The organism is Streptomyces sp. LX-29 (assembly GCF_029541745.1).
Classification (GTDB): Bacteria; Actinomycetota; Actinomycetes; order Streptomycetales; family Streptomycetaceae; genus Streptomyces.
Genome location: NZ_CP089746.1, coordinates 6,366,207 through 6,389,479, shown reverse-complemented (window position 1 = coordinate 6,389,479; position 23,273 = coordinate 6,366,207). Strand labels below are relative to the sequence as shown.

The following is a 23,273-nucleotide window of genomic DNA, read 5'->3' as shown; positions in this document are numbered from 1 at the left end:
GGGACACCCGCGCCGCGGAGACCGCGGCCCCGACCCCCGCCGCCCGCACCGCCACCGGCCCGACGCCGGGCGAGACTCCCGCCGTGGAGACCGCCGGCCCGACCCCCACCACCCCCACGGCCACCAGCCCGACGCCGCGCGACGCACCCGCAGGCAGCCCTCCGGGGGCCGCGGGCCCGAGCGGTCCCGCAGCGGGGCCCCTCACCCCCACCACCACCGACGCGACGACCGCCGACGCCCTCGCGGGCCTTCTGGTCCTCCCGGGCGGGACCCTCGCGCACCGTCCCGGCTGCCCCCTGATCGACGGCAAGCCCGACGTGCTGCCCGCCGACCCCGCGGCCGTCGGCACGGCCGGGCTGACCCCCTGCCCGATCTGCGCGGCAGAGACCCCGTCCGTTCGGGACGGGCCCCCGGCCGGCCCGACGAGCGGGTCGGAAGCCGATCCGGGGTGCGGGCCGCCGGGACCCGGGGCGTGAGTCGTGGGCTCGCTCACGTACGAGCTCACCCTCGCCGGCCTCGCCGTGGGCAGCGCGGCGGCGCTGACCGGCATCGGGCTGATCGTCACCTATCGGGCCACGGGGGTGCTCAACCTCGCGCAGGGCGCGATCGCCATGGTGACCGCGTATGTGATGCGCCAACTGGTGGTCGAGTGGGACTGGCCGCCGTGGTGGGCCGCCGCGGCGAGTCTGCTGCTGTTCGCCCCCGGTCTCGGCCTGCTGCTGGACCGGCTGGTCTTCCGGCCGCTGGCCGCCGCCGGGGAGCGGGGCGAGGGCGGCGGGCCGGCGCAGACCCTCGTGGCCTCGCTCGGCGTCTTCGTCCTGCTGGTCGGCGCCGCGGGGCTGATCTGGGGGCCGGGGGCCCGCGACGACGCGCCCGCGCTGCTGCCCGCCGACCCCTGGGTGCAGCTGGGCACCGCGGTCGCGCTGGCCGCGGCGGTCGGCGCCGTCACCTGGTGGACCGGGCTCGGCCGGGAGCTGCGCGCGGTGGTGGACGACCGCCGGCTCGCCGCGCTGAGCGGGATCGACGCGGACCGGGTGGGAGCGGGCGGCTGGGCCTTCGGCGCGTTCACGGCGGGGCTCACCGGCGTGCTGCTGGCACCGCTGCTGCGGCTGGACCCGTACGGGCTGCCGCTGCTGGTCATGGAGGTGATGGCGGTCGCGGTGGCGGCGGCGCTGCGCAGCCTGCCGGTGGCGATCGCCGTGGCGCTGGCCGTCGGGGTGGCGCAGAGCCAGCTGACCCGGCTCCACCCCCGGGGGTGGGCGGAGCCGCTGGTGCAGGCCGTGGGCGCCAACCTGTTCGTGGTCGCGCTGCTGATCGCGGCACTGGCGCTGCCCGGGGTGGGCGGGCGCGGCAGCGTGTCCTGGGGCGCGGGGCTGTCCCCGGGCCGACTGCGGATGGACGGCGACGCGCGGGCGTGGATCGTCTGCGGCGTGCTGTTCCTGCTGCCGTTGGGGTTCGCGGGCTCCGACCTGCACACCTCGGTGCAGGTGCCGGCGATCGCCGTGGTGCTGCTCTCGCTGAGCGTGGTCACCGGCCGGGGCGGCCAGATCTCGCTCGGCCAGGCCGCGTACGCCGGGCTCGGCGCGCTGTTCACGGCGCTGCTGGCCGCCGGACGGTTCCCCGGCCTGCCCGCGCTCGGCGAGCTGGCCGCACTCGTGGTGGCGGTGGCGCTGGTCGCCCCGCTGGGCCTGCTCACCGGGTGGCCGGCGATCCGCCGCCGGGGGCTGGCGCTGGCGCTGGCCACGCTGGCCATCGGGGTGGCCGTCAGCCGCTTCGTCTTCGCCCAGCCGTACGCCACCTCGGGCCTGGGCCTGGGTCGCCCGCCCGGCTTCGGACACGACCGCGCGTACTACGTCCTCGAACTCGTTCTGCTGTCCGTCGCGCTGCTCTGCGCGGCGACGCTGCGCCGCGGCCCGTACGGGCGGGCGCTCGCCGCCATGCGCGACCACGAGGAGGGCGCGGCGGCGGCGGGGGTGCGGGTGCCCACGCTGAAGCTCACCGCCTTCGTGGCGGGCGCGGCGCTGGCGGCCCTGGGCGGCGCGATGCTGGGCATGGGCGTACGGGCCTTCGACGCGGGCGACTTCGACCCGGTCCGCGGTCTGCTGTGGTTCGCCGCGGTCGTGGTGCTGGGCGCCGACAGCCTCCTCGGCGCCCTGGCCGCCGCCGCGCTGCTGGTCGGCCTGGACGCGGGGGCCCGCGGGGGTGTGGCGGCGGCGGTGATCGGTGTCCTGGCCGTGCTCCTCGGCCGCTACCCCGCCGGCCCGCAACAGGCCCTGGACGCCGCTCGCCGCGCCCTCACCACGCATCGCCACGTCGTGCTCACCCCCGCCGGTCGACGCGCCCGCGCCCGCGTCCAGGCCGCGCTCGCCCTCGCCGGCGCCGGCGGCGGCGGCGGCGACTCACGGCGCCTGCCGCGCCTCGGAGGTCCCTCCGGGAGCACGGCGGGCCCCGGCGGAACCCACCGAACCGGCGGCGCGCCCACCGACCGCCGGTCAATCCGGCCGGGCCCCGTCGACGCGCCCCGCGCCGCGGCCCGGCCAGGCCCCTCGGACACCCCGGCCACGCTCACGGCAGGCCGGGACGTGAGGCCCACACCGGACGCGCGCGCAACGGGCCCGAGCCGGGCGGCCGGCTCGGACACATCCGCCGCACCGGACACACCCACAACGGGCCCGCCCGAGGCGCCCACACCCGACCCGTCCGCCGCGAGCCAGGACCGGGCGGGCACGCCGGACACGCCAGACGTCCGCCCGGAACCCCGGCGCCAGGGCACCCGTCCATGGCACCGACGGGCCCGAGACCACACCGCCACGCCACACACCGAGGGCGAGCGGGCCCGCCCCGAACCCCCCGAAGCACCTCCGCCCACCACAGACCACACCCCGACCCGGCCAGCCGCACCCGGCACACCGGACACACCCACAACGGGCCTGCGCGAGGCGCCCGCACCCGACACATCCGCCACGAGCCCGGGCGAGGCGCCCACACCCGACACGCCCGCTACGAGCCAGGGCCGGGCGGGCACGCCGGACACGCCAGACGTCCGCCCGGCGGCCCGGGGGCGGGGCGCTCGGTCATGGCGGCGACGCCCGGGTGGCCAGCCGGGCGGCGCGGTGACGCCGTGGGAGAAGCCCGCCGAGCCGGCCGCCGCGGCGGGCTCTCGCGGTGGGCGGCAGGCGGGCGGGCGGGGCCGCCGGGAGGGCCCCGAGGACCGCGACAGCGGCGCCCCCGCCGCGCCCGGACCGGCGACCCGCCGGGCTGCGAACCGGCGCGGGTGGCGGGCGGGCGAGGCCGGGGCGGGACAGCGGGCGGGCGAAACGGGATCGGGCCGGCGGGCGGGCGAGGGGGGGTCGGGAAGGCGGGCGGACGTGGGGGGCGGGGCGGGGAGCGGGCGGACGGGGGCGGTTGACGGGGCGGGGGCTGCGGGTCACCTACGGCGGGGGTTTCACGGCCCTGGAGGGTGCGGACATCACGGTGGCGCCGGGACGGGTGACGGCGCTGGTGGGGCCGAACGGGGCGGGAAAGAGCACGCTGTTCCACTGTCTGTGCGGCACGGTGCGGCCGGACGCGGGGCGGGTGCTGCTGGACGGACGGGACATCACCCGTCGCCCGGACTACGCGCGCACCCGGCTCGGCCTGGCCCGGACGTTCCAGCGGCTGGCGGTCTTCCCGTCGCTCACGGTGGCGGAGAACGTCCTGCTCGGTGCCGAGCAGGGCCGGATGCGGGAACCGGCGGCCGCGGAGCGGGTGTTGCGGCTGCTGGGGCTGGACGGGCCGGTGCGGGACGCGCCGGCGGCGGAGCTGCCGACGGGAACGCTGCGCCGGGTGGAGCTGGGGCGGGCGCTCGCCGGCGGGCCGCGCGTGCTGCTGCTGGACGAGCCGGCGGCCGGACTGGACGCCGCCGAGACGGCCGCGCTGGCCCGGCTGTTGCGCTCCCTCGCGGCGGACGGGATGGCCCTGCTGGTGGTCGAGCACGACCTGGAGCTCATCGGCGGGCTCGCGGACGTCGTCTATGCGATGGAGGCGGGCAGGATCGTCGCGTCCGGGCCCGCGGCGCGCGTGTTGGCGCGGGTGCGCCCATGACCGTCGAGATCGCGCTGCGCGCGGCGCACGTGCGGTACGGACCGCTGGAGGCCCTGCACGGCGTGGACCTGGCGGTGCCGGCCGCCCATCTGACCGTGCTGTTGGGCCGCAACGGCGCCGGCCGCACCACCGCGCTGCGCGCGCTCGCCGGCACGGTGCCGCTCACGTCGGGCAGCGTGGTCTGGGGCGGCGAGGACGTCACCCGGCTGGCGGCGTACGCCCGCGCCCGCAGGGGTGCGTGCCTCGTCCCGGACCGGGGCGCGGTCTTCGCCACCCTCACCGTCGCCGAGAACCTCCGCCTGGCCGCCCGCGCCGCGCGGGACGACCCGGAGGCCGCGCCGCGCGCCTTCCCGGCGCTGGGCGCGCTGCTCCCGCGCCGCGCGGGCACACTCTCCGGCGGCGAGCAGCGGATGCTCGCCGTCGCCCGGGCGCTGCTGTCCCCCGCCCGGTTGCTGCTGCTGGACGAGCCGACGCAGGGCATGTCGCCCGAGGCCGCGGCCCGTACGTACGGGCTGCTCGCCGACGCGGTGGCGGACGGCCGCACGGTCGTGGTGGCGGAGCAGCGGCTGCCGGGCGGGGCGCCGGGCGGGCCCGACGCGGGGGGCGTCCCGCACGGCTCGGCCGCGGGCCGAGCCGGGGCCCGTCTCCCCACGGTCGTGGTCTACGAACTGCGGCGCGGCGCGGTGGTGTTCAGCGGGGAGGCGGCGGAGTGGCGGAGTCGGGCGGGAGGTCCAGCATCGTCCCCCGGGTCAGCAGGTTCGGATCGGGGCCGATGACCCTCACGTTGGCCTCGTACAGGGCGTGCCAGCCGCCGGGCACGCGGTAGTGCCGGGCGAGGGAGCCGAGCGTGTCGCCGGAGCGGACCACATGGGCCCGGCCGGACAACCCGTACCGCCGGGAGCACACCGGCCAGGCACGCCAGCCCTGGGTGGTCAGCACCCGCTCGGCGATCTCGATCTGCCGCTCGCGGGGGGCGAGGTCGGCGCGCGGGGCGTAGGCGCGCCCGCCGTGCTCCTCCCAGGTGGGCTGGGTGAACTGGAGGCCGCCGTAGAAGCCGTTGCCGGTGTTGATGTGCCAGTCCCCGCTGCTCTCGCACTCGGCGACGCAGCTCCACGGCCAGCCGTCTCCCTCGGCGCAGGACAGCCGCGGGGGCGCGGCGACCGCGTGGGCGAGGCCGGGGGTCACGGCGAGCAGCGCGGCCAGGTGCAGCACCAGGAGCACGGCGCGGAGGGCCGCGACGGGCAGGGCGGGGGCGGCGGTCGTGGCGGCGGCCGCGACGGGGGGCCGAGCGGGCGCGGCCGGCCGGCTCGGCGTCGGACGTCTGTGCGTCATCCGCACAAGCTAGGGGTGGATCCCCGGCCGTCTCGCTCCCGCGCGCGACGCGCCCGTGGCGCCACCCGTCCGGCGCAGCCGCCGCCCCCTCCCTCGGGTCACCGGCCCCGTCGACGCGCCCGACCGGCCCGGCGGCCCGCTTCGGCGGACCCCGGGCCGGCCCTGGGCCCGCTCCGGTCGGCGTCAGTCGACGCAGCCCGGAACGCTGCCCGGCGGACGGCAGTTGTTGGGCCGGTTGTAGCGCACGATGGTGTCGCTCAGCGTGACGGTGCCCGCCTGTTCGTAGATGCCGCCGCCGTCGTCCGCGCGGTTGTAGAGGACACGGCTCCTGTTGAGGGTCGACGTGCCCTCGTTGAAGAGGCCGCCGCCCAGCGCGGAGCCGCCGGGGGCGGCGCTGGCGGTGTTGTGGACGATGTACGTCTTGTCGGTCGTGAGCGTTCCGCCGATCGGGACCTGGATCCCGCCGCCTTCGGCGGTGCCGCCCGGCGCGTTGGCCTTGTTGTCGCGGACGGTGGTCTCGAACAGGGCCACGTCGCCCACCGGGCCGACCCGCAGCGCGCCGCCCTGCGCGGTGCCGCCCGTCGCGCTGGTGCGGTTCTCGCTGATCAGGCCGCCGACCAGGGAGAGCCTGGCGTTGCTGGCGATGGCGGCGCCCTGGGCGGTGCCGCCCGGCGCGGAGGCGGTGTTGTGCCGGAAGACGGTGTCGGTCACGACCATCGTTGACGTCTGCGGTACGGCGTTGGCGAGCGCGGCGCGCGCGGTGCCTCCTTGGGCGAACGCCTGGTTGCCGCTGATCTCGCTGTCGGCGACGGTCGTCGGGGCGAAGCTGGACAGCCCCGCACCGAACGCGAAGCCCCCGGAGTTGTCGGAGACCCGGACCTTGTTGTGGATCAGCCGGCTGCGCCGGACCGTCAGCGGGCCGTCGTTGGAGACGCCGCCGGCGTCCGCGGAGTTGAGGGCCGCGCCGGTGTAGCGGGCGGCGTTGTGGCTGACCACCGTGTCGTTCAGGGTTCCCGTGCCGTCGCTGTCGATGCCGCCGCCCTCGGCGAAGAGCGTGGCCGACTCGGCGACGTTACGGGTCACCAGGCTGTGGTTGACGGTCAGTACGCCGAGGCTGGAGATGCCGCCGCCGCACACCGCGAGTCCCGGGAAAGTCGGGCAGTCGATCGCCCGGCCGCCGGCGATGGTGATCTTGTTGAGTGTCAGATCGCCGGTGGGGGCGACGGCGAGGATGCGGAAGGCGGGCGCGGAGTGGACCCGCTTGATCGTGGCGTCGTTCCCCTCGATGGTGAGCTCGCCGGTGATGACGGGCAGGCCGTTGGCGGGGTTGCCCGGATCGGGGACCGCCAGCCGGTAGACACAGCGGTGGGCCAGCCGGATGATGTCCGGCCCCGGGCTCTGGTTGGCCGTGGTGATCGCCGCCACGAGCGCGGCGGCCGAGCACCGCACGCCGACGTCGCCGGCGCGCGCGAACGGGGCCGGCAGGACCGCCGCCGCGACCGTCACCAGCCCGGCGGCGACGGCGGTCCGGCGCGCGGCCGTGCGCGATCGCCCACCGCGGGCCGCGTTCCCCGCCCGGCCGGTCCGCCGGGACGTCAAGGGTGTCAAAGGCATGGGGGGACTCCCTCCTTCCGCGCCCGGGCCACCCGTCGGCGCGCTTCCACCCCATGCCCCGGCGGCCACCCGGTGTGGCCGCCGGCATGAGGCTCTGAAGAGAGCGGACCACGATCTTCCGGTTCGGGCTCCCGGGGTGGCCCGTACGAGCGAGCCGAGCGGTCCCCGTACGGCGTGGCGGCGTGACATGACGGCCCGTCGGCTCCTCGGACCGCGCCTCCCGGCACCGCCGCGACGCGGTCCCCCGACGCCCCGTCAACCGCCTCCGGCCCACCCGCGGCGTCCCCCCGCGGTGTGGTCCGCGCGTGACCACCGCCACGGATCGAGCGTTGTGCAGTACGCGCCGGCGGCCCGCACGCCCCGACGCATGCCAAGAGACCCCCGAGTCCGAGGAGCCCCCCGTGTCGCGCATGCTCGAGGTCAGCGACGACGTACGCGCCGAGATCGGCGACGATGAAGCCAACCGGCTGCTCGCCGGGGAGAACGCCCCGGGCAGCTACGACTGCACCTCCTGCCGCACCCCGGGCCACACCGAGCAGGAGCGCACCAGCACCGTGCTCTTCGTCGGTCAGGAGACCGCCGTCCTCGCGTTCGCCCACGCCACCTGCGTGCCCTCGCAGGTCGTCCCGGTCGCCGAGGAGCAGCTCCAGGGGGCCGTCCGGTCCTTCTCCGACGTCACCCCGGCGTCGGAGCCGGCCGCGCTCGCCCCATCGGGGCCGGGCCTGGAGGCGGCGCCCCGGCAGGCGGTGCTCAACGTCACCTGTGGGCTGGTCCTGGTCCAGGGCGAGCCGCGGCCCGCCCTGGTGGTGGAGCCGACCTCGGCCATCGCCCGTCCCGGCACCGACGGGCCCGGCGACGACTTCCTGCCGCTCCTCATCGAGCAGGGCTTCCGGCTGGTCGGCGACGTCTCCCGGGCGCCCTCCCCGATCGCCGGCTGGTCGGTGCTGATGGCCATGGGCCAGCTGCACGCCGTGCTGATGCCGGGCGGCTCCGGCACCGCCCCGGTGGCCTGGTGGCAGGCTCACCGGCCGATGCCGGTCACCGACGACTGGCGCACCGCGGTCGGCAAGTCCCCGGTGGTGATGGTGTACGCGGCTCCGGTCGGCTCCATCGGCAACCAGCCGCGCGAGGACCAGCTGCGCATCGCCCTGGACCGGGCCGCCGCGAAGGGCGCGCTGGTCGCCGCCGCCATGCCGCTGTCCGGCACATGACCGGCGCCGCCGCGCGGGCCGGGTGCGCCTCGCACGGCGTACCGGGGATGCCGCCCATGGCCCATTCGGACGTGCGACCGCATCCCCCCGGCGACCTGGTCGTTGGCACCTACGTGCACGCATACGACCCCGCCTCCCGCGCCTCCTACCAGCACCACATCCCCGGCATGCGGCCGTCGCAGGACGCGTCGGCCGACTACGCGCAGGCGCGGTCGGCCACCCCGATCTACGACGAGCTGTACGCGGAGTACCGGCGGCTGTTCCGCGCGCTGCCCGGCGACACCACGGGCGACGAGGACCTGGGCTTCAAGGGCTTCGCGGCCCTCGGCCAGACCGGCGGGTCGGGCTCGGCCGGCGGGGCCGCGTCGCACGGCTCCCAGGCCGAGCACGGCTCCCTCGGTGGCCACGGATCCTTCGGCACCGGCCACGGGTCCTTCGGCACCGGCCACGGATCCTTCGGCACCGGCCACGGATCCTTCGCTACCAGCCACGGCTCGCTCGGCGGGCACGGATCCTTCGGTACCGGCCACGACGCCTCCGCGCCGCACGTCGCGCACGGCACGCCTGGGTCCCACACCTCCCACGGCTCCCAGGCCCACACGCCCCATGCCCACTCCGGTCACGGGATGAGCGGCTGGCACCGGACGCAGGACCCCGGGGGCCACCCGCCGGGCGCCGATCCCACCGGCGGGCGGCCCTACCGCGGCTTCCTCCCCGCGGCGCTGCCACCCGCTCCACGCGACGGCAGGGGCCGCGGGTACTGACCCGCGGCCCCTGCCGTCATGGGAGAGCCCGTCGCCGGGCCTCCGTCACTTCTTCTTGCCGCGCTTCTCGCGCACCCGCACCGAGATGTGGATCGGGGTGCCCTCGAAGCCGAACTCCTCACGCAGCCGGCGCTCGATGAAGCGCCGGTAGCCCGCCTCCAGGAAGCCCGAGGCGAAGAGGACGAACCGCGGCGGCTTGCTGCCGGCCTGGGTACCGAAGAGGATGCGGGGCTGCTTCCCGCCCCGGATGGGGTGCGGGTGGGCCGAGACGAGCTCGCCGAGGAAGGCGTTCAGCCGCCCGGTGGGGATGCGGGTCTCCCAGCCGGCCAGCGCCGTCTCGATCGCCGGGACCAGCTTCTCCATGTGCCGTCCGGTCTGAGCCGAGACGTTCACCCGCGGCGCCCACGAGACCTGCTGCATCTCGGTCTCGATCTCGCGCTCCAGGTAGTACCGGCGCTCCTCGTCGAGGGTGTCCCACTTGTTGTACGCGATGACCAGCGCGCGGCCGGCCTCGACGGCCATGGTGAGGATCCGCTGGTCCTGCACGCTGATGGACTCGCTGGTGTCGATCAGGACGACCGCGACCTCCGCCTTCTCGACGGCGGCGGCGGTGCGCAGCGACGCGTAGTAGTCCGCGCCCTCCTGGAGGTGGACCCGCTTGCGGATGCCGGCGGTGTCCACGAACTTCCAGGTCTTGCCGCCCAGCTCGATCAGCTCGTCGACCGGGTCGCGGGTGGTGCCGGCCAGCTCGTTGACGACCACGCGCTCCTCGCCCGCCACCTTGTTGAGCAGCGAGGACTTGCCGACGTTGGGCCGGCCGATGAGGGCGACGCGGCGCGGGCCGCCGACGCCCCCGCCGAAGGTCTGCGCGGGCGCCTCGGGCAGCGCCTTGAGCACCTCGTCGAGGAGGTCGCCGGTGCCGCGGCCGTGCAGCGCGGAGACCGGGTGCGGCTCGCCGAGGCCCAGCGACCACAGCATCGCCGCGTCCGCCTCGCCGGACGGGCCGTCGACCTTGTTGGCGCAGAGCACCACCGGCTTGCCGGCCCGGCGCAGCAGCTTCACCACGGCCTCGTCGGTGTCGGTGGCGCCGACGGTGGCGTCCACCACGAAGACCACCGCGTCGGCGGCCTCGATCGCGAACTCGGCCTGAGCGGCCACCGAGGCGTCGATGCCCAGCACGTCCTGCTCCCAGCCGCCGGTGTCGACGACCTTGAAGCGGCGGCCGGCCCACTCGGCCTCGTACGTCACGCGGTCGCGGGTGACGCCCGGGCGGTCCTCGACGACCGCCTCGCGGCGGCCGATGATCCGGTTCACCAGGGTCGACTTGCCGACGTTGGGGCGGCCGACGACGGCGAGCACCGGAAGCGGGCCGTGGCCGGCCTCCTCCAGGGCGCCCTCGATCTCCTCCGCGTCGAAGCCCTCCTGCGTGGCGAGCTCCATGAACTGCGCGTACTCGGCGTCGCCAAGCTCACCGTGCTCGTCGCCGGTGTGGATGTGGTCGTTCATGAAGCCTGTTTCCTCGTCGTTCATCGTCCGTGCCGCTCCGGTGCCGAAGCGCCAGGTCAAGTCTTGCCTAGCGTCCGGTGGAACGCCTGGCGTTTTCCAGGTGGGCGGTCAGCCGCCGCTGGATGCGCTCGGTGGCCTCGTCCAGGGCCTTGCGGGTGCGCCGACCGCTGCCGTCCCCCGCCGCGAAGGCCTCGCCGAAGACCACGTCGATCCGGCCGCGCAGCGGCGGCAGCGCCGATACGAGCCTGCCCCGCGCCTCGGCGCTGCCGAGCACCGCGACCGGGACCACCGGCGCGCCGGAGCGGACCGCGAAGTAGGCGAGCCCGGCGCGCAGCGAGGCGAAGTCGCCCTCGCCCCGGCTGCCCTCGGGGAAGATCCCCAGCACCCCGCCGCGCTCCAGTACGCCCAGGGCGTTGGTGATCGCGGCGCGGTCGGTGCTCGCGCGGTCCACCTTCAGCTGTCCGATGCCCCGCAGGAACGGGTCCAGCGGGCCGACGAACGCCTCCTTCTTGATCAGGAAGTGCACCGGCCGCGGCGCCGTCCCCATCAGCATCGGGCCGTCGATGTTGTGCGCGTGGTTCACCGCGAGGATCACCGGGCCGGCCGCCGGCACCCGCCAGGCGCCCAGCACCCGCGGCCGCCACAGCCCGTACATCAGGCCGATGCCGATACGGCGGCCGAGCGCGGCCCCGCTCGCGGAGGGGACCGCCACCGCGGTCCGGCTCACGCCTTGGCCTGCTGCTTCTCTTCGACGAGGGTGACCACGCACTCGATGACCTGGTCCAGGGTCAGCTCGGTGGTGTCCACCTCGACCGCGTCGTCCGCCTTCGCCAGCGGGGAGGTCTTACGACCGGAGTCGGCGGCGTCGCGCTTGGCCAGCGCGGCCTGGGTGGCGGCGAGGTCGGCCGCCTCCTTGCCCTTGAGCTCGCCGCTGCGGCGGGCGGCGCGCGCCTCCGCCGAGGCGGTGAGGAAGATCTTGAGGTCGGCGTCCGGGAGGACGGTGGTGCCGATGTCCCGGCCCTCGACCACGATGCCGCGCTCCGCGCCCGTCGCGATGGCGCGCTGCAGCTCGGTGATCCGGGTGCGCACCTCGGCCACCGCGCTGACCGCGCTGACGTGCGAGGTCACATGCTGGGTGCGGATCGGGCCGGAGACGTCCACGCCGTCGACGGTGATCGTCGGGCCCGACGGGTCGGTGCCGGAGACGATCTGCGGCTTGTCGGCGGCGTCGGCCAGCGCCACCGGGTCGTCCACGTCGATGCCGTTCTCCAGCATCCACCAGGTGATCGCCCGGTACTGGGCGCCGGTGTCCAGGTAGCCGAAGCCGAGCTTGGCCGCGACCGCCTTGGAGGTGCTGGACTTGCCCGTGCCTGCGGGGCCGTCGATCGCGACGATCACTGCTGCCGGAGCGGTCCGGGCGGCGGTTTCCACGGTGACAGACACCTTTCTCATGCACGGGGGCGGAGGGCGGGGCCCGCTACCGAACCCCATGACCTCATCTGTGAACCTCGGACAAGGTTACTGGTTCACACGGCCGCCTCGGACAGCCACGGGGTCACTGCCTGATCGACCAGCCCCGTTCCCGCAGGGTCGCGGTCAGGCCCGGGGCAGCCTGGGGCTCCACGGTGAGCTGGATCAGACCCGCCTGCTGGCCGGTGGCGTGCTCGATCCGCACGTCCTCGATGTTGACCCCGGCCCGGCCGGCGTCGGCGAAGATGCGGGCCAGCTCACCGGGCTGGTCGCCGATGTGGACGGTCACCGTCTCGTACGCCGCCGGGGCCGCGCCGTGCTTTCCCGGCACCCGCTCACGGCCGGCGTTGCCGCGCCGCAGCACGTCCTCGATGCCGGCCGCGCCGCCGTCCCGCTCGTCCTCCTCGGCGGACTGGAGCGCGCGCAGTGCCCGTACCGTCCCCTCCAGGTCGGAGGCGACGGCAGCGAGCACATCGGCCACCGGGCCGGGGTTGGCGGAGAGGATGTCGAGCCACATGGCGGGGTTCGACGCGGCGATCCGGGTGACGTCGCGGATGCCCTGCCCGCACAGCCGCACCGCCGTCTCGTCGGCCTCCTCCAGCCGGGCCGCGACCATGCTGGAGATCAGCTGCGGGGTGTGCGAGACCAGCGCCACCGCGCGGTCGTGGGCCTCCGCGTCCATCACCACCGGCACCGCCCGGCACAGCGCCACCAGCTCCAGGGCGAGGTTGAGCACCTCGGTGTCGGTGTCCCGGGTGGGAGTCAGCACCCACGGCCGGCCCTCGAAGAGCTCGGCGGTGCCGGCCAGCGGGCCGGAGCGCTCACGGCCCGCCATGGGGTGGGTGCCGATGTAGCGGCTCAGGTCCAGGCCGAGGGCCTCCAGCTCGCGGCGCGGCCCGGCCTTGACGCTGGCGACGTCCAGGTAGCCGCGCGCGACGTCGCGGCGCATCGCGTCGGCGAGGGTGTGGGCCGTGTGGGCCGGCGGTACGGCGACGATCGCCAGGTCGACCGGACCGCCCGGCTCCTCGTCCGTGCCGGCGCCGAGCGCGGCCGCGGTGCGGGCCTGGGCCGGGTCGTGGTCGGCGAGGTGGACCTGGACGCCCCGGCTCTGGAGGGCCAGCGCGGCCGAGGTGCCGATCAGTCCGGTGCCGATGACGAGGGCGGTTCTCACTGGGCGATGTCCTTGCGGAGGGCGGCCGCGGCGCCGAGGTAGACGTGCGCGACGGCGGACTTGGCGAGCTCGGTCTCGACGTGGGCGAGGATGCGGACCACGCGCGGCATGGCGCCGGCGACATCCAGCTCCTGGGCGCAGATCAGCGGCACGTCGGTGATGCCGAGCCGGCGGGCGGCGACGGCGGGGAAGTCGCAGTGCAGATCCGGGGTGGCCGTGAACCAGACGCTGATCAGGTCCTCGGGCTCCAGGCTGTTGCGCTCCAGGATGGCGGTGAGCAGCTCGGCGACCCGCTCATGCATGTGCCCGGCTTCGTCCCGGTCCAGTTGGACGGCCCCACGGACCGCTCGTACCGCCACGTCCTCGCACCCCTCCGCACTCTGTTCGTTTCCCTGATCAGCCTAACGACCAGGTCGGCCCGGCTGTCGCAGCGACCGGCCAGCGAGACGGGCGGGCGCCTTCTCGGGTACAACCATGGGCATGATCTACCACCTGGTGCGCCTCGACGACTGGCTGGTCGCGCCCGACCGCCCCTACGCCCCGGCCTCGCTCGCCGAGGACGGCTTCGTGCACTGCTCGCCCGACGAGAGCACCACCCTCGCCGTCGCCAACGCCTTCTTCCGCGAGGTGCCGGGCCCGCTGATGGCGCTGATGATCGACGAGCACCGGCTGGACGTCCTGGTCCGCTGGGAGGCCGCCGACCCGGAGCCGCCGCCGGGGGTGGGGCCCGAGGTCCTCTTCCCGCACGTCTTCGGCCACATCAACCGCACCGCGGTGGTGGGAATGCTGGAGGTCGAACGCGACGCGGAGGGCCGCGCCACCGGCCTCGCGGTCTGGTCTTAGTCTCTGAGGCTCGGTTCGCCTCCGGGCGCTCTCAGCGACTGCCGACGGTCGACCGTGCTCGCCTGCTCGTTCCTCACAGGCTCCGCGCGCTCTCCCTTTCGGCAGCCGCGCGCCCTTCGGCTCACTCGCCGGTCCGTACGGGGGCCGGAGCACGTCCGCCGCGGTGCGCGGAGCGCGCGCCGTGCGCGGGTGGGGCCGACCAACCCGCCGCGACGGCGCGCGACCACGACGGTGCTGACCGGCGGAATCATCCGCCCACCGCGACCACCATCGGCCACGGCCGGGAGCACGGCACCCGTACGGTCGCCCGCGGTCTCTAGAGCTCGACCTCGCGCATCAGCATGCCGACCTCCGTGTTGGTCAGCCGCCGCAGCCAGCCGGACTTCTGGTCGCCGAGGGCGATCGGGCCGAAGTGGGTGCGGACCAGCTTGTCGACCGGGAAGCCGGCCTCGGCGAGCATGCGGCGCACGATGTGCTTGCGGCCCTCGTGCAGGCTCACCTCGACCAGGTAGTTCTTGCCGGTGTTCTGGACCACGCGGAAGTGGTCGGCGCGGGCGTAGCCGTCTTCCAGCGGGATGCCGTCCTTGAGCCGCTTGCCCAGCTCGCGCGGGAGCGGGCCCTGGATGGCGGCGAGGTAGGTCTTGCGCACGCCGTACCGGGGGTGGGTGAGGCGGTGCGCCAGCTCACCGTGGTTGGTGAGCAGGATGATGCCCTCGGTCTCGGTGTCCAGGCGGCCGACGTGGAACAGCCGGGTCTCCCGGTTGGTCACGTAGTCGCCGAGGCACTGGCGGCCGTCCGGGTCCTCCATGGTGGAGACCACACCGGCGGGCTTGTTGAGCGCGAAGAACAGGTACGACTGGGTGGCCACGGTCAGCCCGTCGACCTTGATCTCGTCCTTCTCCGGGTCCACGCGGAGCCCCTGCTCCGTGACGATCTCGCCGTTGACCTCGACGCGGCGCTGGTCGATCAGCTCCTCGCAGGCCCGGCGGGAGCCCATGCCGGCGCGGGCGAGGACCTTCTGCAGCCGCTCGCCCTCCTGCTCCGCGCCGGGGAAGGTCTTGGGCGTCTTGATCTGCGGCTTGTTCGCGTACCGGTCCCGGTTGCGCTGCTCGATCGTGGCGTCGAGCTCGCGCGAACGGGCCGGGGCGCCGCTGCGACCGCTCTGGGGGCCGCCGCGCCGGGCGCCCTGGGGGTTCTGCGGGGCCTTCGGGCCGCCCTTGGCGCCACCGCGTGCGGCCGTGCCACGACCGCGGCGCTGGCCGCTCTCCTCGGCGGGGCCGCCGACGTCGTAGCGGCGCTCTTCGGGCCGGGGACGGCGGGGACGCTGCCCCTGCCTGTCGTCGCGCTGGTTGCCGGCGCCCCGGTAGTTACCGCGTCCGCTGTTCTTGCCGCTGCCGCTGCTTCGCATCAAAGTTCCGTCTTGTCGTCTGCGTCGGTGTCCGGTGCGTCCGGATCGAACGACGGCACACCCTCTTGCGTCTCGGCCTCGATCGCGTCCGCCTCCGGGAGGAAGGGCGCGAGCTCCGGGAGCTCGTCCAGGCCACGAAGGCCCATCCGCTCCAGAAAGTAGTTCGTCGTCGTGTACAGGATCGCACCTGTTTCGGGTTCCGTGCCCGCCTCGGCCACCAGACCCCGCTGGAGAAGGGTGCGCATCACGCCGTCGCAGTTCACCCCGCGCACGGCCGAGACGCGGGAACGGCTGACCGGTTGGCGGTAGGCGACCACCGCCAGGGTCTCCAGCGCGGCCTGGGTGAGCCGGGCCTGCTGGCCGTCCAGGACGAAGCCCTCGACGGCGGCGGCGTAGTCGGGCCGACTGTAGAAGCGCCAGCCGCCGGCGACGAGCCGCAGCTCGAATCCTCGGCCCTGGACGGTGTACTCGTCCGCGAGGGCGCGCAGCGCGTCGGCGACCTCCCGCCGCGACCGCTGGAGGACCTTGGCCAGGTGGTCCTCGGTGGCGGGCTCGTCGACGACCATGAGCACCGCCTCCAGGGCGGGCTTCAGTTCGAGGTCGGCGACCGTCTCCGGGTGCTGCTCGCTCATGCCGTCTCCTCCTGCGGCTCGGGGGCCCGTACGGGGGCTCCGTCCGGCTCCCGGTGCTCCCGGTGGTCGGGATCCCGCCCGTGCGTCTCGTTCGCCTCGTGGGGTTCGTCCGGCTCGTCCCGGGTGGGCTCGCGGTCGAACTCGTCGGTGACCCGCGGCTCGGCGCCCTCGCCGCCGGCCCAGCGGACCGTGAGCGCGCCCAGCGCCTCCTCCTGGTCCAGGGTGACCGCCTTCTCGCGGTAGAGCTCCAGCAGGGCCAGGAAGCGCGCCACGACGGTCAGCGTGTCCGGCGCGTCCTCGACCAGTTCCTGGAAGCTCGCCTCCCCCGCCGCCCGCAGTCGCGCGACCACCACCTCCGCCTGCTCCCGGACGCTCACCAGGGGGGCGTGGATGTGATCGACGTAGACCTGGGGCTTCGGCCTGGGCTGCATCGCCTTGACGGCGAGCCGGGCGAAGCCCTCCGCGCCGATGCTGATGACCACCTCGGGCAGCAGCTCGGCGTGGTGCGGCTCCAGGCCCACCGTGCGCGGGTGGCGCCGGGCCTCGTCGTCCAGCCGCCCGCTGAAGATGTCGGCGATCTGCTTGTACGCGCGGTACTGGAGCAGTCGCGCGAAGAGCAGGTCCCGGGCCTCCAGCAGCGCCAGGTCCGCCTCGTCCTCCACCTCGGCGGCGGGCAGCAGCCGCGCGGCCTTCAGGTCCAGCAGGGTCGCGGCCACCACCAGGAACTCGGTGGTCTGGTCCAGGTCCCAGTCCGGGCCCATCGCGCGGATGTGCGCCATGAACTCGTCGGTCACCTTGGACAGCGCGACCTCGGTGACGTCCAACCGGTGCTTGGAGATCAGCTGGAGGAGGAGGTCGAAGGGCCCCTCGAAGTTGTCCAGCCGCACGGTGAAACGCCCGCCGGCCTCCGTCGCGTCCTCGCCGTCCCCGGCGGACCGCCGCCCGGTCGGGGCCTCGGCCGCGCCCTGGGTCTCCGGCCGGATCTCCGTGGCCGGGTCCGCCGCCGCGCCGGCCTCCGGGCCCCCGGGCGCCGCCGCCTCGTCCGGGCCCTCCGTGGGCGTGGGGACGGGCCCGGTGCGGGGCTGCTCCGCCTCGGCCGGCACCGTCGAGGGCGCCTCCGAGGGCGCCGGAACCGGCCCCGTGCGGGGCTGCTCCGCCTCGGCCGGGCCTTCGGCGGGCCTTCGCGGGTCAGCGGCCCCCGCGTCGAGCGGATGGGCACCCGGGCCGCGGCCGAGGCTTCGGCGGGGTGGCCGGGGCGGCGGGGCGGGGGCGGCGTTCATGGGCATCGCGGACGGTCCAGGGGGCGGAGGCGCGGAACGGGCCGGCGACCCGTACGAGCGGGCAGGCTACCCGCCGCACCCCTCAGCGACCGCGCAGGCGGCGTACGAGGATGCTCGCGTCGCCGCGGGACTCCAGGTCGGCGAGGACGACGGCGACCGCCTCGCGCACGATCCGGCCCCGGTCCACGGCGAGTCCGTGCTCGCCGCGCAGAACCAGCCGCGCGTGCTCCAGGTCCATCAGCTCCTCGGCGGAGACATAGACCGTGATCTTCTCGTCGTGGCGCTCGCGGCCGCTGGGTCTGCGGTTGGCGGCGCGTCCGCGGCGGCGCGGCTGGCCGGGGCCGGCCTGGGGGTGCCCGGCGGCGCCGTCCGGCGCCTGCCGGCTCTTGGGCCGCTCCGCGGCGGCGCGCCGGTCGGCGGGCGCCTCCGGCGCTCCGGCCTCACGCCCGGCGTGCTCGGCCGTGCCGGCACCGGCGGCGGCCTTCGGCGCCTCCCCCTCGGCGGCGTCCGCGGCCGTGGAATCGCTCTCCGCGGCCGGCGCGGGCACCCGCCCCTCGCCGTTCGTCTGGCGGCGGGGGGACGACGGCTGCAGCGCCATCCCCCCGGTGGTGCGGAACAGCTCGTCGGCGCCCGGCAGACTCACTCGGCGGGACACCGGGCGAGCACCTCCCTGGCGAGCTGGCGATAGGCGGCGGCACCGACGGAGTTGGACGCGTACGTGGTGATCGGCTCGCCCGCGACGGTGGTCTCGGGGAAGCGGACCGTACGGCCGATGACCGTGTGGTAGACGTGGTCGTCGAACGCCTCGACGACACGCGCGAGGACCTCACGGCTGTGCACCGTGCGCGAGTCGTACATCGTCGCGAGGATGCCGTCCAGTTGGAGGTCGGGGTTGAGCCGCTCCTGGACCTTCTCGATGGTCTCGGTGAGCAACGCCACACCACGCAGGGCGAAGAACTCGCACTCCAGCGGCACGATCACCTTGTGCGCGGCGGTCAGCGCGTTGACGGTGAGCAGGCCCAGCGACGGCTGACAGTCGATCACGATGTAGTCGTAGTCGGACATCAGCGGCCGCAACGCCCGCTGCAGGGTGGACTCGCGCGCCACCTCGCTCACCAACTGCACTTCTGCGGCCGACAAGTCGATATTACTGGGGAGCAGGTCCATGTTGGGCACGGCCGTCTTCAGCAGCACCTCGTCGGCCGACATGCCCCGCTCCATGAGCAGGTTGTAGACCGTCAGATCCAGCTCCATCGGGTTGACTCCGAGGCCGACCGACAGGGCGCCCTGGGGGTCGAAGTCGACCAGCAGCACCCGGCGTCCGTACTCCGCGAGGGCCGCGCCCAGGTTGATGGTCGAGGTCGTCTTGCCGACTCCGCCCTTCTGGTTGCACATCGCGATGATCTTCGCGGGGCCGTGGTTGGTCAGCGGGCCCGGGATCGGGAAGTACGGGAGCGGCCGGCCGGTCGGGCCGATGCGCTCGCGGCGTTGACGTGCGGCGTCCGGCGCGAGGGTGGCCGCGTACTCCGGGTCCGGTTCGTACTCCGCGTCCGGGTCGTAGAAGTGACCGTCGGGCAGGTCGTCGTAGTCGGCGAGCGCGGGATCCGTGCCGCGCTGATCGCCGGCCATGGCGTTCACGTGTTGGCCGTCCATGCTCTGGCTCTGCTGGGCTGTCGTCATGATGCTCTGGTGGGCTGCGAAGGTCTGGACAGCGACGGAGCCGACAGCCGAGAGCCCGGAGGGTGCCTGGCCCCGCGCAGCCGATCCTGGTTGACCACCCCCGGGAGAAAATGTCGACTCATTCACAAGTCGTCCTACCTCCTTGGTGACCAGGAAATTTCTAGATTGGTCAGCGTGACACCATGCCGACGGTTGGCGACTCTATGGCGTGTCGGCGTCTCACAGCAACACAATCCGCCGGACACGGCACGATGTGTCGGCAACCGAACACCCGGATGTCAAGGGCGTAAGCACCCCGAGCCTGTTGGTTCATCGGGCACCCTAAACGACTAAAGAGTGACATTCGCGGCTAGTTGATCGAGTAGCCCATCGATGGGCAAAAGGGACTTTTCAGACATGGCTACGGCCGGGTCCCGCTCACTCGGCAAGACCCGGCCGCATGCGTCAGGTTGACGGGGCTCGTTGACGCCCCGTGTTGACGCCGATTAGCCCAGGAGGCTGTTCAGCTCGACGGAGGGCAGCCCGTGCGCCTCGGCGACCGGACCGTAAACAACCTGTCCCTCATGGGTGTTGAGGCCCTTGGCGAGCGCGGCGTCGCGGCCCAGCGCCTCCTTCCAGCCCCGGTTGGCCAGCTCCACGATGTAGGGCAGCGTGGCGTTGGTCAGCGCGTAGGTGGAGGTGTTGGGCACCGCGCCCGGCATGTTCGCGACGCAGTAGAAGACCGAGTTGTGAATCTTGAAGGTCGGCTCGGCGTGCGTGGTCGGACGCGAGTCCTCGAAGCAGCCGCCCTGGTCGATCGCAATGTCGACAAGGACACTTCCCGGCTTCATCCGGGACACCAGCTCGTTGGTGACCAGCTTCGGCGCCTTGGCGCCGGGGATCAGGACCGCGCCGATGACCAGGTCGGCCTCGAGGACGGCCTTCTCCAGCTCGAAGGCGTTGGAGACGATCGTCTTGACCTTGGTGCCGAAGATCTTGTCGGCCTCGCGCAGCTTGTTGATGTCGCGGTCCAGCAGGGTCACGTGGAAGCCCATGCCGACGGCGATCTGGGCCGCGTTCCAGCCGGAGACACCGCCGCCGATCACCACGGCCTTGGCCGGGGCCACACCGGGGACACCGCCGGGCAGCACGCCGCGACCGCCGGCCGAGGCCATCAGGTGGTAGGCGCCGACCTGCGGGGCCAGGCGGCCCGCGACCTCGGACATCGGGGCGAGCAGCGGCAGCGCGCGGTTGGCGAGCTCGACCGTCTCGTAGGCGATGGCCGTGGTGCCGGACTCCAGCAGGGCGTCGGTGCACTCGCGGGAGGCGGCCAGGTGGAGGTAGGTGAAGAGGGTCTGGCCCTTGCGGAGGCGGTGGTACTCCTCCGCGATCGGCTCCTTGACCTTCAGCAGCAGGTCGGCGGTGGCCCAGACCTCGTCCGCGGTGCCGAGGATGGTCGCACCGGCGGCGACGTACTCCTCGTCCACGATCGAGGAGCCGACGCCGGCGCCCTGCTCAACGAAGACCTGGTGGCCGTTGCGGACCAGCTCGTGCACGCCGGCGGGCGTGATGGCCACGCGGAACTCGTTGTTCTTGACTTCGCGGGGGATGCCGACCTTCACGTCGATCACGGTCCTTGAATCTGGGGGTTAAGGTAAAAACCGGACATATACAAATATGCCGGAAGGGGCAGCGGCGATCGCCGTGCGACCAGTTTAATGAAGGACGTCGTGCTGTCTAGCCTTTGTTTGCATCAATCTTTCGCGGTGCCACTACTGATTTCGTAGGTCGGCTCATTTTCGCCTTCCGCTCCGGGCTCTCCAGCGACGGCCCTCGCGGCACCCGAGCGCTCCACGGCCCCGCCCTTCGGCCGCCCCGACCCGCCCGCGCCCCGCCCCGCCGGGGCCTCTCCCCGGCTCGTCGTGGGTTCCGCTTGCCCCGCCGCGGCCTCCGGATCCGCCACCGCCCCGCCCGGCGTTCCCACCGCCCCGCTCGCCGGCCCCGCGCCCGCCGCGTCGCCGTCCTCCCCCGCAGCGGCCAGCAGCCGCTCCGCCGCACCCCGGTGCAGCCGGGCCGCGCCCGGGTCGCCCAGCCGCTCCAGGGAGTCGGCGGCCCGCAGCCGCACCGCCGCCTGAAGCCGTACGTCCTCCGCGCGCCGGGCCGCCTCGATCGCCTCCAGGCAGGTGCGCAGCGCCTCGTGCGGCCGGCCGGCGTACTCCTGCACCCGCGCGGTCTCGCTCAACGCCCGCGCGTGGCCCGGCAGATCGCCGAGCCGACGGCACACGGCGGCCGCGGCCCGCCAGGCGCGCAGCGCCTCGCCCCACTGCCCGGCGTAGGTGCGCACGGCCCCCAGACGTCCGTACAGCCGCGCCTCGTCGGCCAGTTCGCCCCGCGACAGGCGCAGCGCCAGCGCCCTCCCGTACCAGTCGGCGGCGCGGTGCCAGTCCCCCAGTTCCTGGTAGGTGCTGCCGATGGACTCCAACGAACGCCCGGTCGCGTACGGGTCGCCGACCACTCGCGCGGCCTCCAGCGCCTCCTTGTAGCGGACCAGCGCCTCCCGGGTCCGTCCCGCCCGTGCGTCCAGGTCGCCGAGGTTGAGCAGCGCGGCCGCCTCCTCCAGCTCCAGTTCGCGGCGGCGGGCCACGTCGAGCACCAGCTGGTGCAGCCCGTACAGCTCGGGCGCGGCAGCCTCGGTGCCCCGGTGCGCGGCCAGCGCCTGCGTCAGCCCCGAGAGCAACCGGCGGGCCAGCGTGTCCAGTTCGCCGTCGGCGACCGCCAGCCGGGCGCCCTCGAGCAGCTCCGGCAGCCGCTCCGTCAGCCAGCCCTCGGCCGCCTGCGGTGAGGGGAACCGCAGCGCCCGGGGCAGCCCGGCGAGCTTCTCCCGCGCCGCCCGGTCACCGGGGCGGGCCGCCAGCCGGCACGCGTACAGCAGACGCACGGTCCGCTCCAGCATCCGCGCCCGTGCCAGTTCCACCTCCCCCGAACGCTCCCGTTCCAGCTCCGCCCGGAGCAGCGGCTCCAGGCACCCCGGCACGCGGTGGCGGGCGACGGAATCCGCGGACGGCTCCCGTGCGGGCCCGACGGCGTGGGGGGCGGCGACGGGATCCCGGCCACCGGCCGCCGCCCCGTTCCCGGCCCGCTCCGGGCGGGGCAGCGCCGTCAGCAGGCCCAGGGCGGTGAAGTCCTCCAGCGCGCCCTGGGCGATCGGCACGGAGCAGCCCGCGAGCGCGGAGGCGGTGACGGCGTCGACGGTGCCGTCGGGGGCGAGCGCGAGCAGCCGGAGCATGCGGGCCGCCGGTTCCGGCAGCTCCTCGTGGACGAGCCGGAAGGCGCGGGCCAGCGGCCGGGCGCCCTGGTCCTCGGCGCCGGCCGGCTGGGCGCGCAGCCGTCTGGCGAGGTCGGCCACGGACGCCTTGGGCCGGGCGGCGAGCCAGCCGCCGGCGAGCACCAGCGCGGCGGGCTGCGCGTCGCACAGCCGCACCACGGCCTCGGCCGCCTGCGGGTCGTTGGTGATCCGGGTGGACCCGGCGCGTCGGCTGAGCAGCTCCACGCCGGCCGCCTCGGGCAGCCCGCCCAGGGTGCAGGGCCGTACGTCCGGGATGCCGGTCAGCGGCCCGCGCGAGACGGCGACGACCAGGCAGTCGGGGGCGTCCGGCAACAGCGCGTCCACCTGTTCCGCGCTGCCGGCGTCGTCGAGCAGCAGGATCATCCGCCGCCCGGCGAGGGCCTTGCGCAGCAGCTCGGAGAGCTCGTCCTCCCGCGCCCCGGGCGGGGCGGTGACGCCGACGGCGGCGAGGAAGTCCCGCGCGGGGCGGGCGGCGGGCACCGGGACGCCGCCGGAGGTGGTCAGCCGGGCCCGCAGCAGCCCGTCCGGGTAGTCGCCCCGCAGCCGGCGGACCAGCGCCTCGGCCAGCGAGGTGCGTCCCGAGCCGGGACGACCGGCGATGAGCAGCACGCGTCCGCGCGCGGCCTTGCGGCCGGCGAGGGTGTCGAGGCCGGTCCGGTCGATGTCGGCCCGCAGCGCGTCGAGCTCGCGCTCCCGTCCCAGGAACCCGCCGTCGCCGGGGCTCGCCTCCGCCTCCGCGGGCGCGTCCGCGGGGCGCGGGCCGGCCGCCCCGCCCCGGCGCACGGGTTCGGGTGGCCGCCGGTTCCGCGTCGCCCTTGCGGCCCCCTCCGTGCCGACCACCTGCTCCGCCACGGGCTCACTCCCGTCCACCTGCGCTTTCCCACCCGCCGCGGGCGCGGTCAGGGTCGGCATGAGCGTAGTTCACTCGGCGTCAGGTCTCCGGCACTCCCGGCC

The 23,273-nt window shown here is 75.1% G+C and carries 17 protein-coding genes and 3 pseudogenes; 6 read left to right on the top strand and 14 right to left on the bottom strand.

The window, feature by feature from the left end; translation table 11 throughout:
* Window positions 1-479: 479 nt before the first annotated feature.
* From LRS74_RS26945 to LRS74_RS26935, 3 genes and pseudogenes are all read left to right on the top strand, one after another.
* Window positions 480-2,363 (top strand): annotated as a pseudogene (locus LRS74_RS26945) (ABC transporter permease); the annotation flags it as partial.
* A 1,051-nt stretch (window positions 2,364-3,414) separates the two neighbouring features.
* Window positions 3,415-4,083, top strand: a pseudogene (locus LRS74_RS26940) (ABC transporter ATP-binding protein); the annotation flags it as partial.
* Complete coding sequence (locus LRS74_RS26935; RefSeq protein ID WP_277744960.1) at window positions 4,080-4,859, top strand: ATP-binding cassette domain-containing protein; 780 nt, start codon at window positions 4,080-4,082, stop codon at window positions 4,857-4,859. The pseudogene LRS74_RS26940 and the gene LRS74_RS26935, both read left to right, overlap by 4 nt.
* Here LRS74_RS26935 and LRS74_RS26930 read toward each other — a convergent pair.
* Window positions 4,774-5,415, bottom strand: a complete 642-nt coding sequence (locus tag LRS74_RS26930; RefSeq protein ID WP_277743414.1) for a transglycosylase family protein — start codon at window positions 5,413-5,415, stop codon at window positions 4,774-4,776. The two genes, LRS74_RS26935 and LRS74_RS26930, sit on opposite strands and share 86 nt — an antisense overlap.
* 183 nt (window positions 5,416-5,598) lie before the next feature.
* Window positions 5,599-7,029 carry a hypothetical protein gene (locus tag LRS74_RS26925; protein WP_277743413.1) on the bottom strand — a complete coding sequence of 477 codons (1,431 nt, stop codon included), beginning with the start codon at window positions 7,027-7,029 and terminating at the stop codon, window positions 5,599-5,601.
* Window positions 7,030-7,430: 401 nt separating this feature from the next.
* Here LRS74_RS26925 and LRS74_RS26920 point away from each other — a divergent pair, with 401 nt between their 5' ends.
* Both LRS74_RS26920 and LRS74_RS33670 read left to right on the top strand, forming a co-directional pair.
* Window positions 7,431-8,240, top strand: a complete 810-nt coding sequence (locus LRS74_RS26920; protein ID WP_277743412.1) for a hypothetical protein — start codon at window positions 7,431-7,433, stop codon at window positions 8,238-8,240.
* Between the two features lie 113 nt (window positions 8,241-8,353).
* Window positions 8,354-8,548 (top strand): annotated as a pseudogene (locus LRS74_RS33670) (hypothetical protein); the annotation flags it as partial.
* A gap of 501 nt (window positions 8,549-9,049) precedes the next feature.
* On the opposite strand, the gene der reads toward LRS74_RS33670, so the two are convergent.
* The 5 genes from der to aroH form a co-directional block, all read right to left on the bottom strand.
* The gene (gene der, locus LRS74_RS26910; protein ID WP_277743411.1) at window positions 9,050-10,510 is read right to left on the bottom strand and encodes a ribosome biogenesis GTPase Der; all 1,461 of its coding nucleotides are present in this window, start codon (window positions 10,508-10,510) and stop codon (window positions 9,050-9,052) included.
* A gap of 67 nt (window positions 10,511-10,577) precedes the next feature.
* Entirely contained in the window at window positions 10,578-11,165 is a 588-nt protein-coding gene (locus tag LRS74_RS26905) for a lysophospholipid acyltransferase family protein (RefSeq protein WP_277744959.1), read from the bottom strand.
* 68 nt (window positions 11,166-11,233) lie between these two features.
* Window positions 11,234-11,953, bottom strand: coding sequence for a (d)CMP kinase (cmk, locus tag LRS74_RS26900; RefSeq protein ID WP_277743410.1), 720 nt, complete (start codon window positions 11,951-11,953; stop codon window positions 11,234-11,236).
* Between the two features lie 112 nt (window positions 11,954-12,065).
* Window positions 12,066-13,151, bottom strand: a complete 1,086-nt coding sequence (locus LRS74_RS26895; protein ID WP_277743409.1) for a prephenate dehydrogenase — start codon at window positions 13,149-13,151, stop codon at window positions 12,066-12,068.
* Window positions 13,148-13,510, bottom strand: coding sequence for a chorismate mutase (gene aroH, locus LRS74_RS26890; protein ID WP_277743408.1), 363 nt, complete (start codon window positions 13,508-13,510; stop codon window positions 13,148-13,150). Before aroH ends, LRS74_RS26895 begins: the two co-directional genes overlap by 4 nt.
* 121 nt (window positions 13,511-13,631) lie before the next feature.
* Here aroH and LRS74_RS26885 point away from each other — a divergent pair, with 121 nt between their 5' ends.
* Window positions 13,632-13,994 carry a DUF952 domain-containing protein gene (locus LRS74_RS26885; RefSeq protein ID WP_277743407.1) on the top strand — a complete coding sequence of 121 codons (363 nt, stop codon included), beginning with the start codon at window positions 13,632-13,634 and terminating at the stop codon, window positions 13,992-13,994.
* Window positions 13,995-14,310: 316 nt separating this feature from the next.
* Here LRS74_RS26885 and LRS74_RS26880 read toward each other — a convergent pair whose 3' ends face one another.
* From LRS74_RS26880 to LRS74_RS26850, 7 genes are all read right to left on the bottom strand, one after another.
* Entirely contained in the window at window positions 14,311-15,402 is a 1,092-nt protein-coding gene (locus LRS74_RS26880; RefSeq protein ID WP_277743406.1) for a pseudouridine synthase, read from the bottom strand.
* Window positions 15,402-16,034: an SMC-Scp complex subunit ScpB gene (gene scpB / locus LRS74_RS26875; RefSeq protein WP_144385049.1), complete on the bottom strand. Its 633-nt coding sequence runs from the start codon at window positions 16,032-16,034 to the stop codon at window positions 15,402-15,404. Before scpB ends, LRS74_RS26880 begins: the two co-directional genes overlap by 1 nt.
* The gene (locus LRS74_RS26870; protein WP_277743405.1) at window positions 16,031-17,320 is read right to left on the bottom strand and encodes a segregation/condensation protein A; all 1,290 of its coding nucleotides are present in this window, start codon (window positions 17,318-17,320) and stop codon (window positions 16,031-16,033) included. Before LRS74_RS26870 ends, scpB begins: the two co-directional genes overlap by 4 nt.
* A gap of 76 nt (window positions 17,321-17,396) precedes the next feature.
* Entirely contained in the window at window positions 17,397-17,969 is a 573-nt protein-coding gene (locus LRS74_RS26865; protein WP_277743404.1) for a hypothetical protein, read from the bottom strand.
* Window positions 17,954-19,120 (bottom strand): ParA family protein, encoded by a 1,167-nt coding sequence (locus LRS74_RS26860; protein WP_277743403.1) that lies wholly within the window; start codon window positions 19,118-19,120, stop codon window positions 17,954-17,956. The genes LRS74_RS26865 and LRS74_RS26860 overlap by 16 nt, the downstream gene beginning before the upstream one ends.
* A 359-nt stretch (window positions 19,121-19,479) precedes the next feature.
* Window positions 19,480-20,595, bottom strand: coding sequence for an alanine dehydrogenase (ald, locus tag LRS74_RS26855; RefSeq protein WP_277744958.1), 1,116 nt, complete (start codon window positions 20,593-20,595; stop codon window positions 19,480-19,482).
* Between the two features lie 131 nt (window positions 20,596-20,726).
* Complete coding sequence (locus LRS74_RS26850) at window positions 20,727-23,231, bottom strand: tetratricopeptide repeat protein (RefSeq protein ID WP_277743402.1); 2,505 nt, start codon at window positions 23,229-23,231, stop codon at window positions 20,727-20,729.
* Window positions 23,232-23,273: the final 42 nt, after the last annotated feature.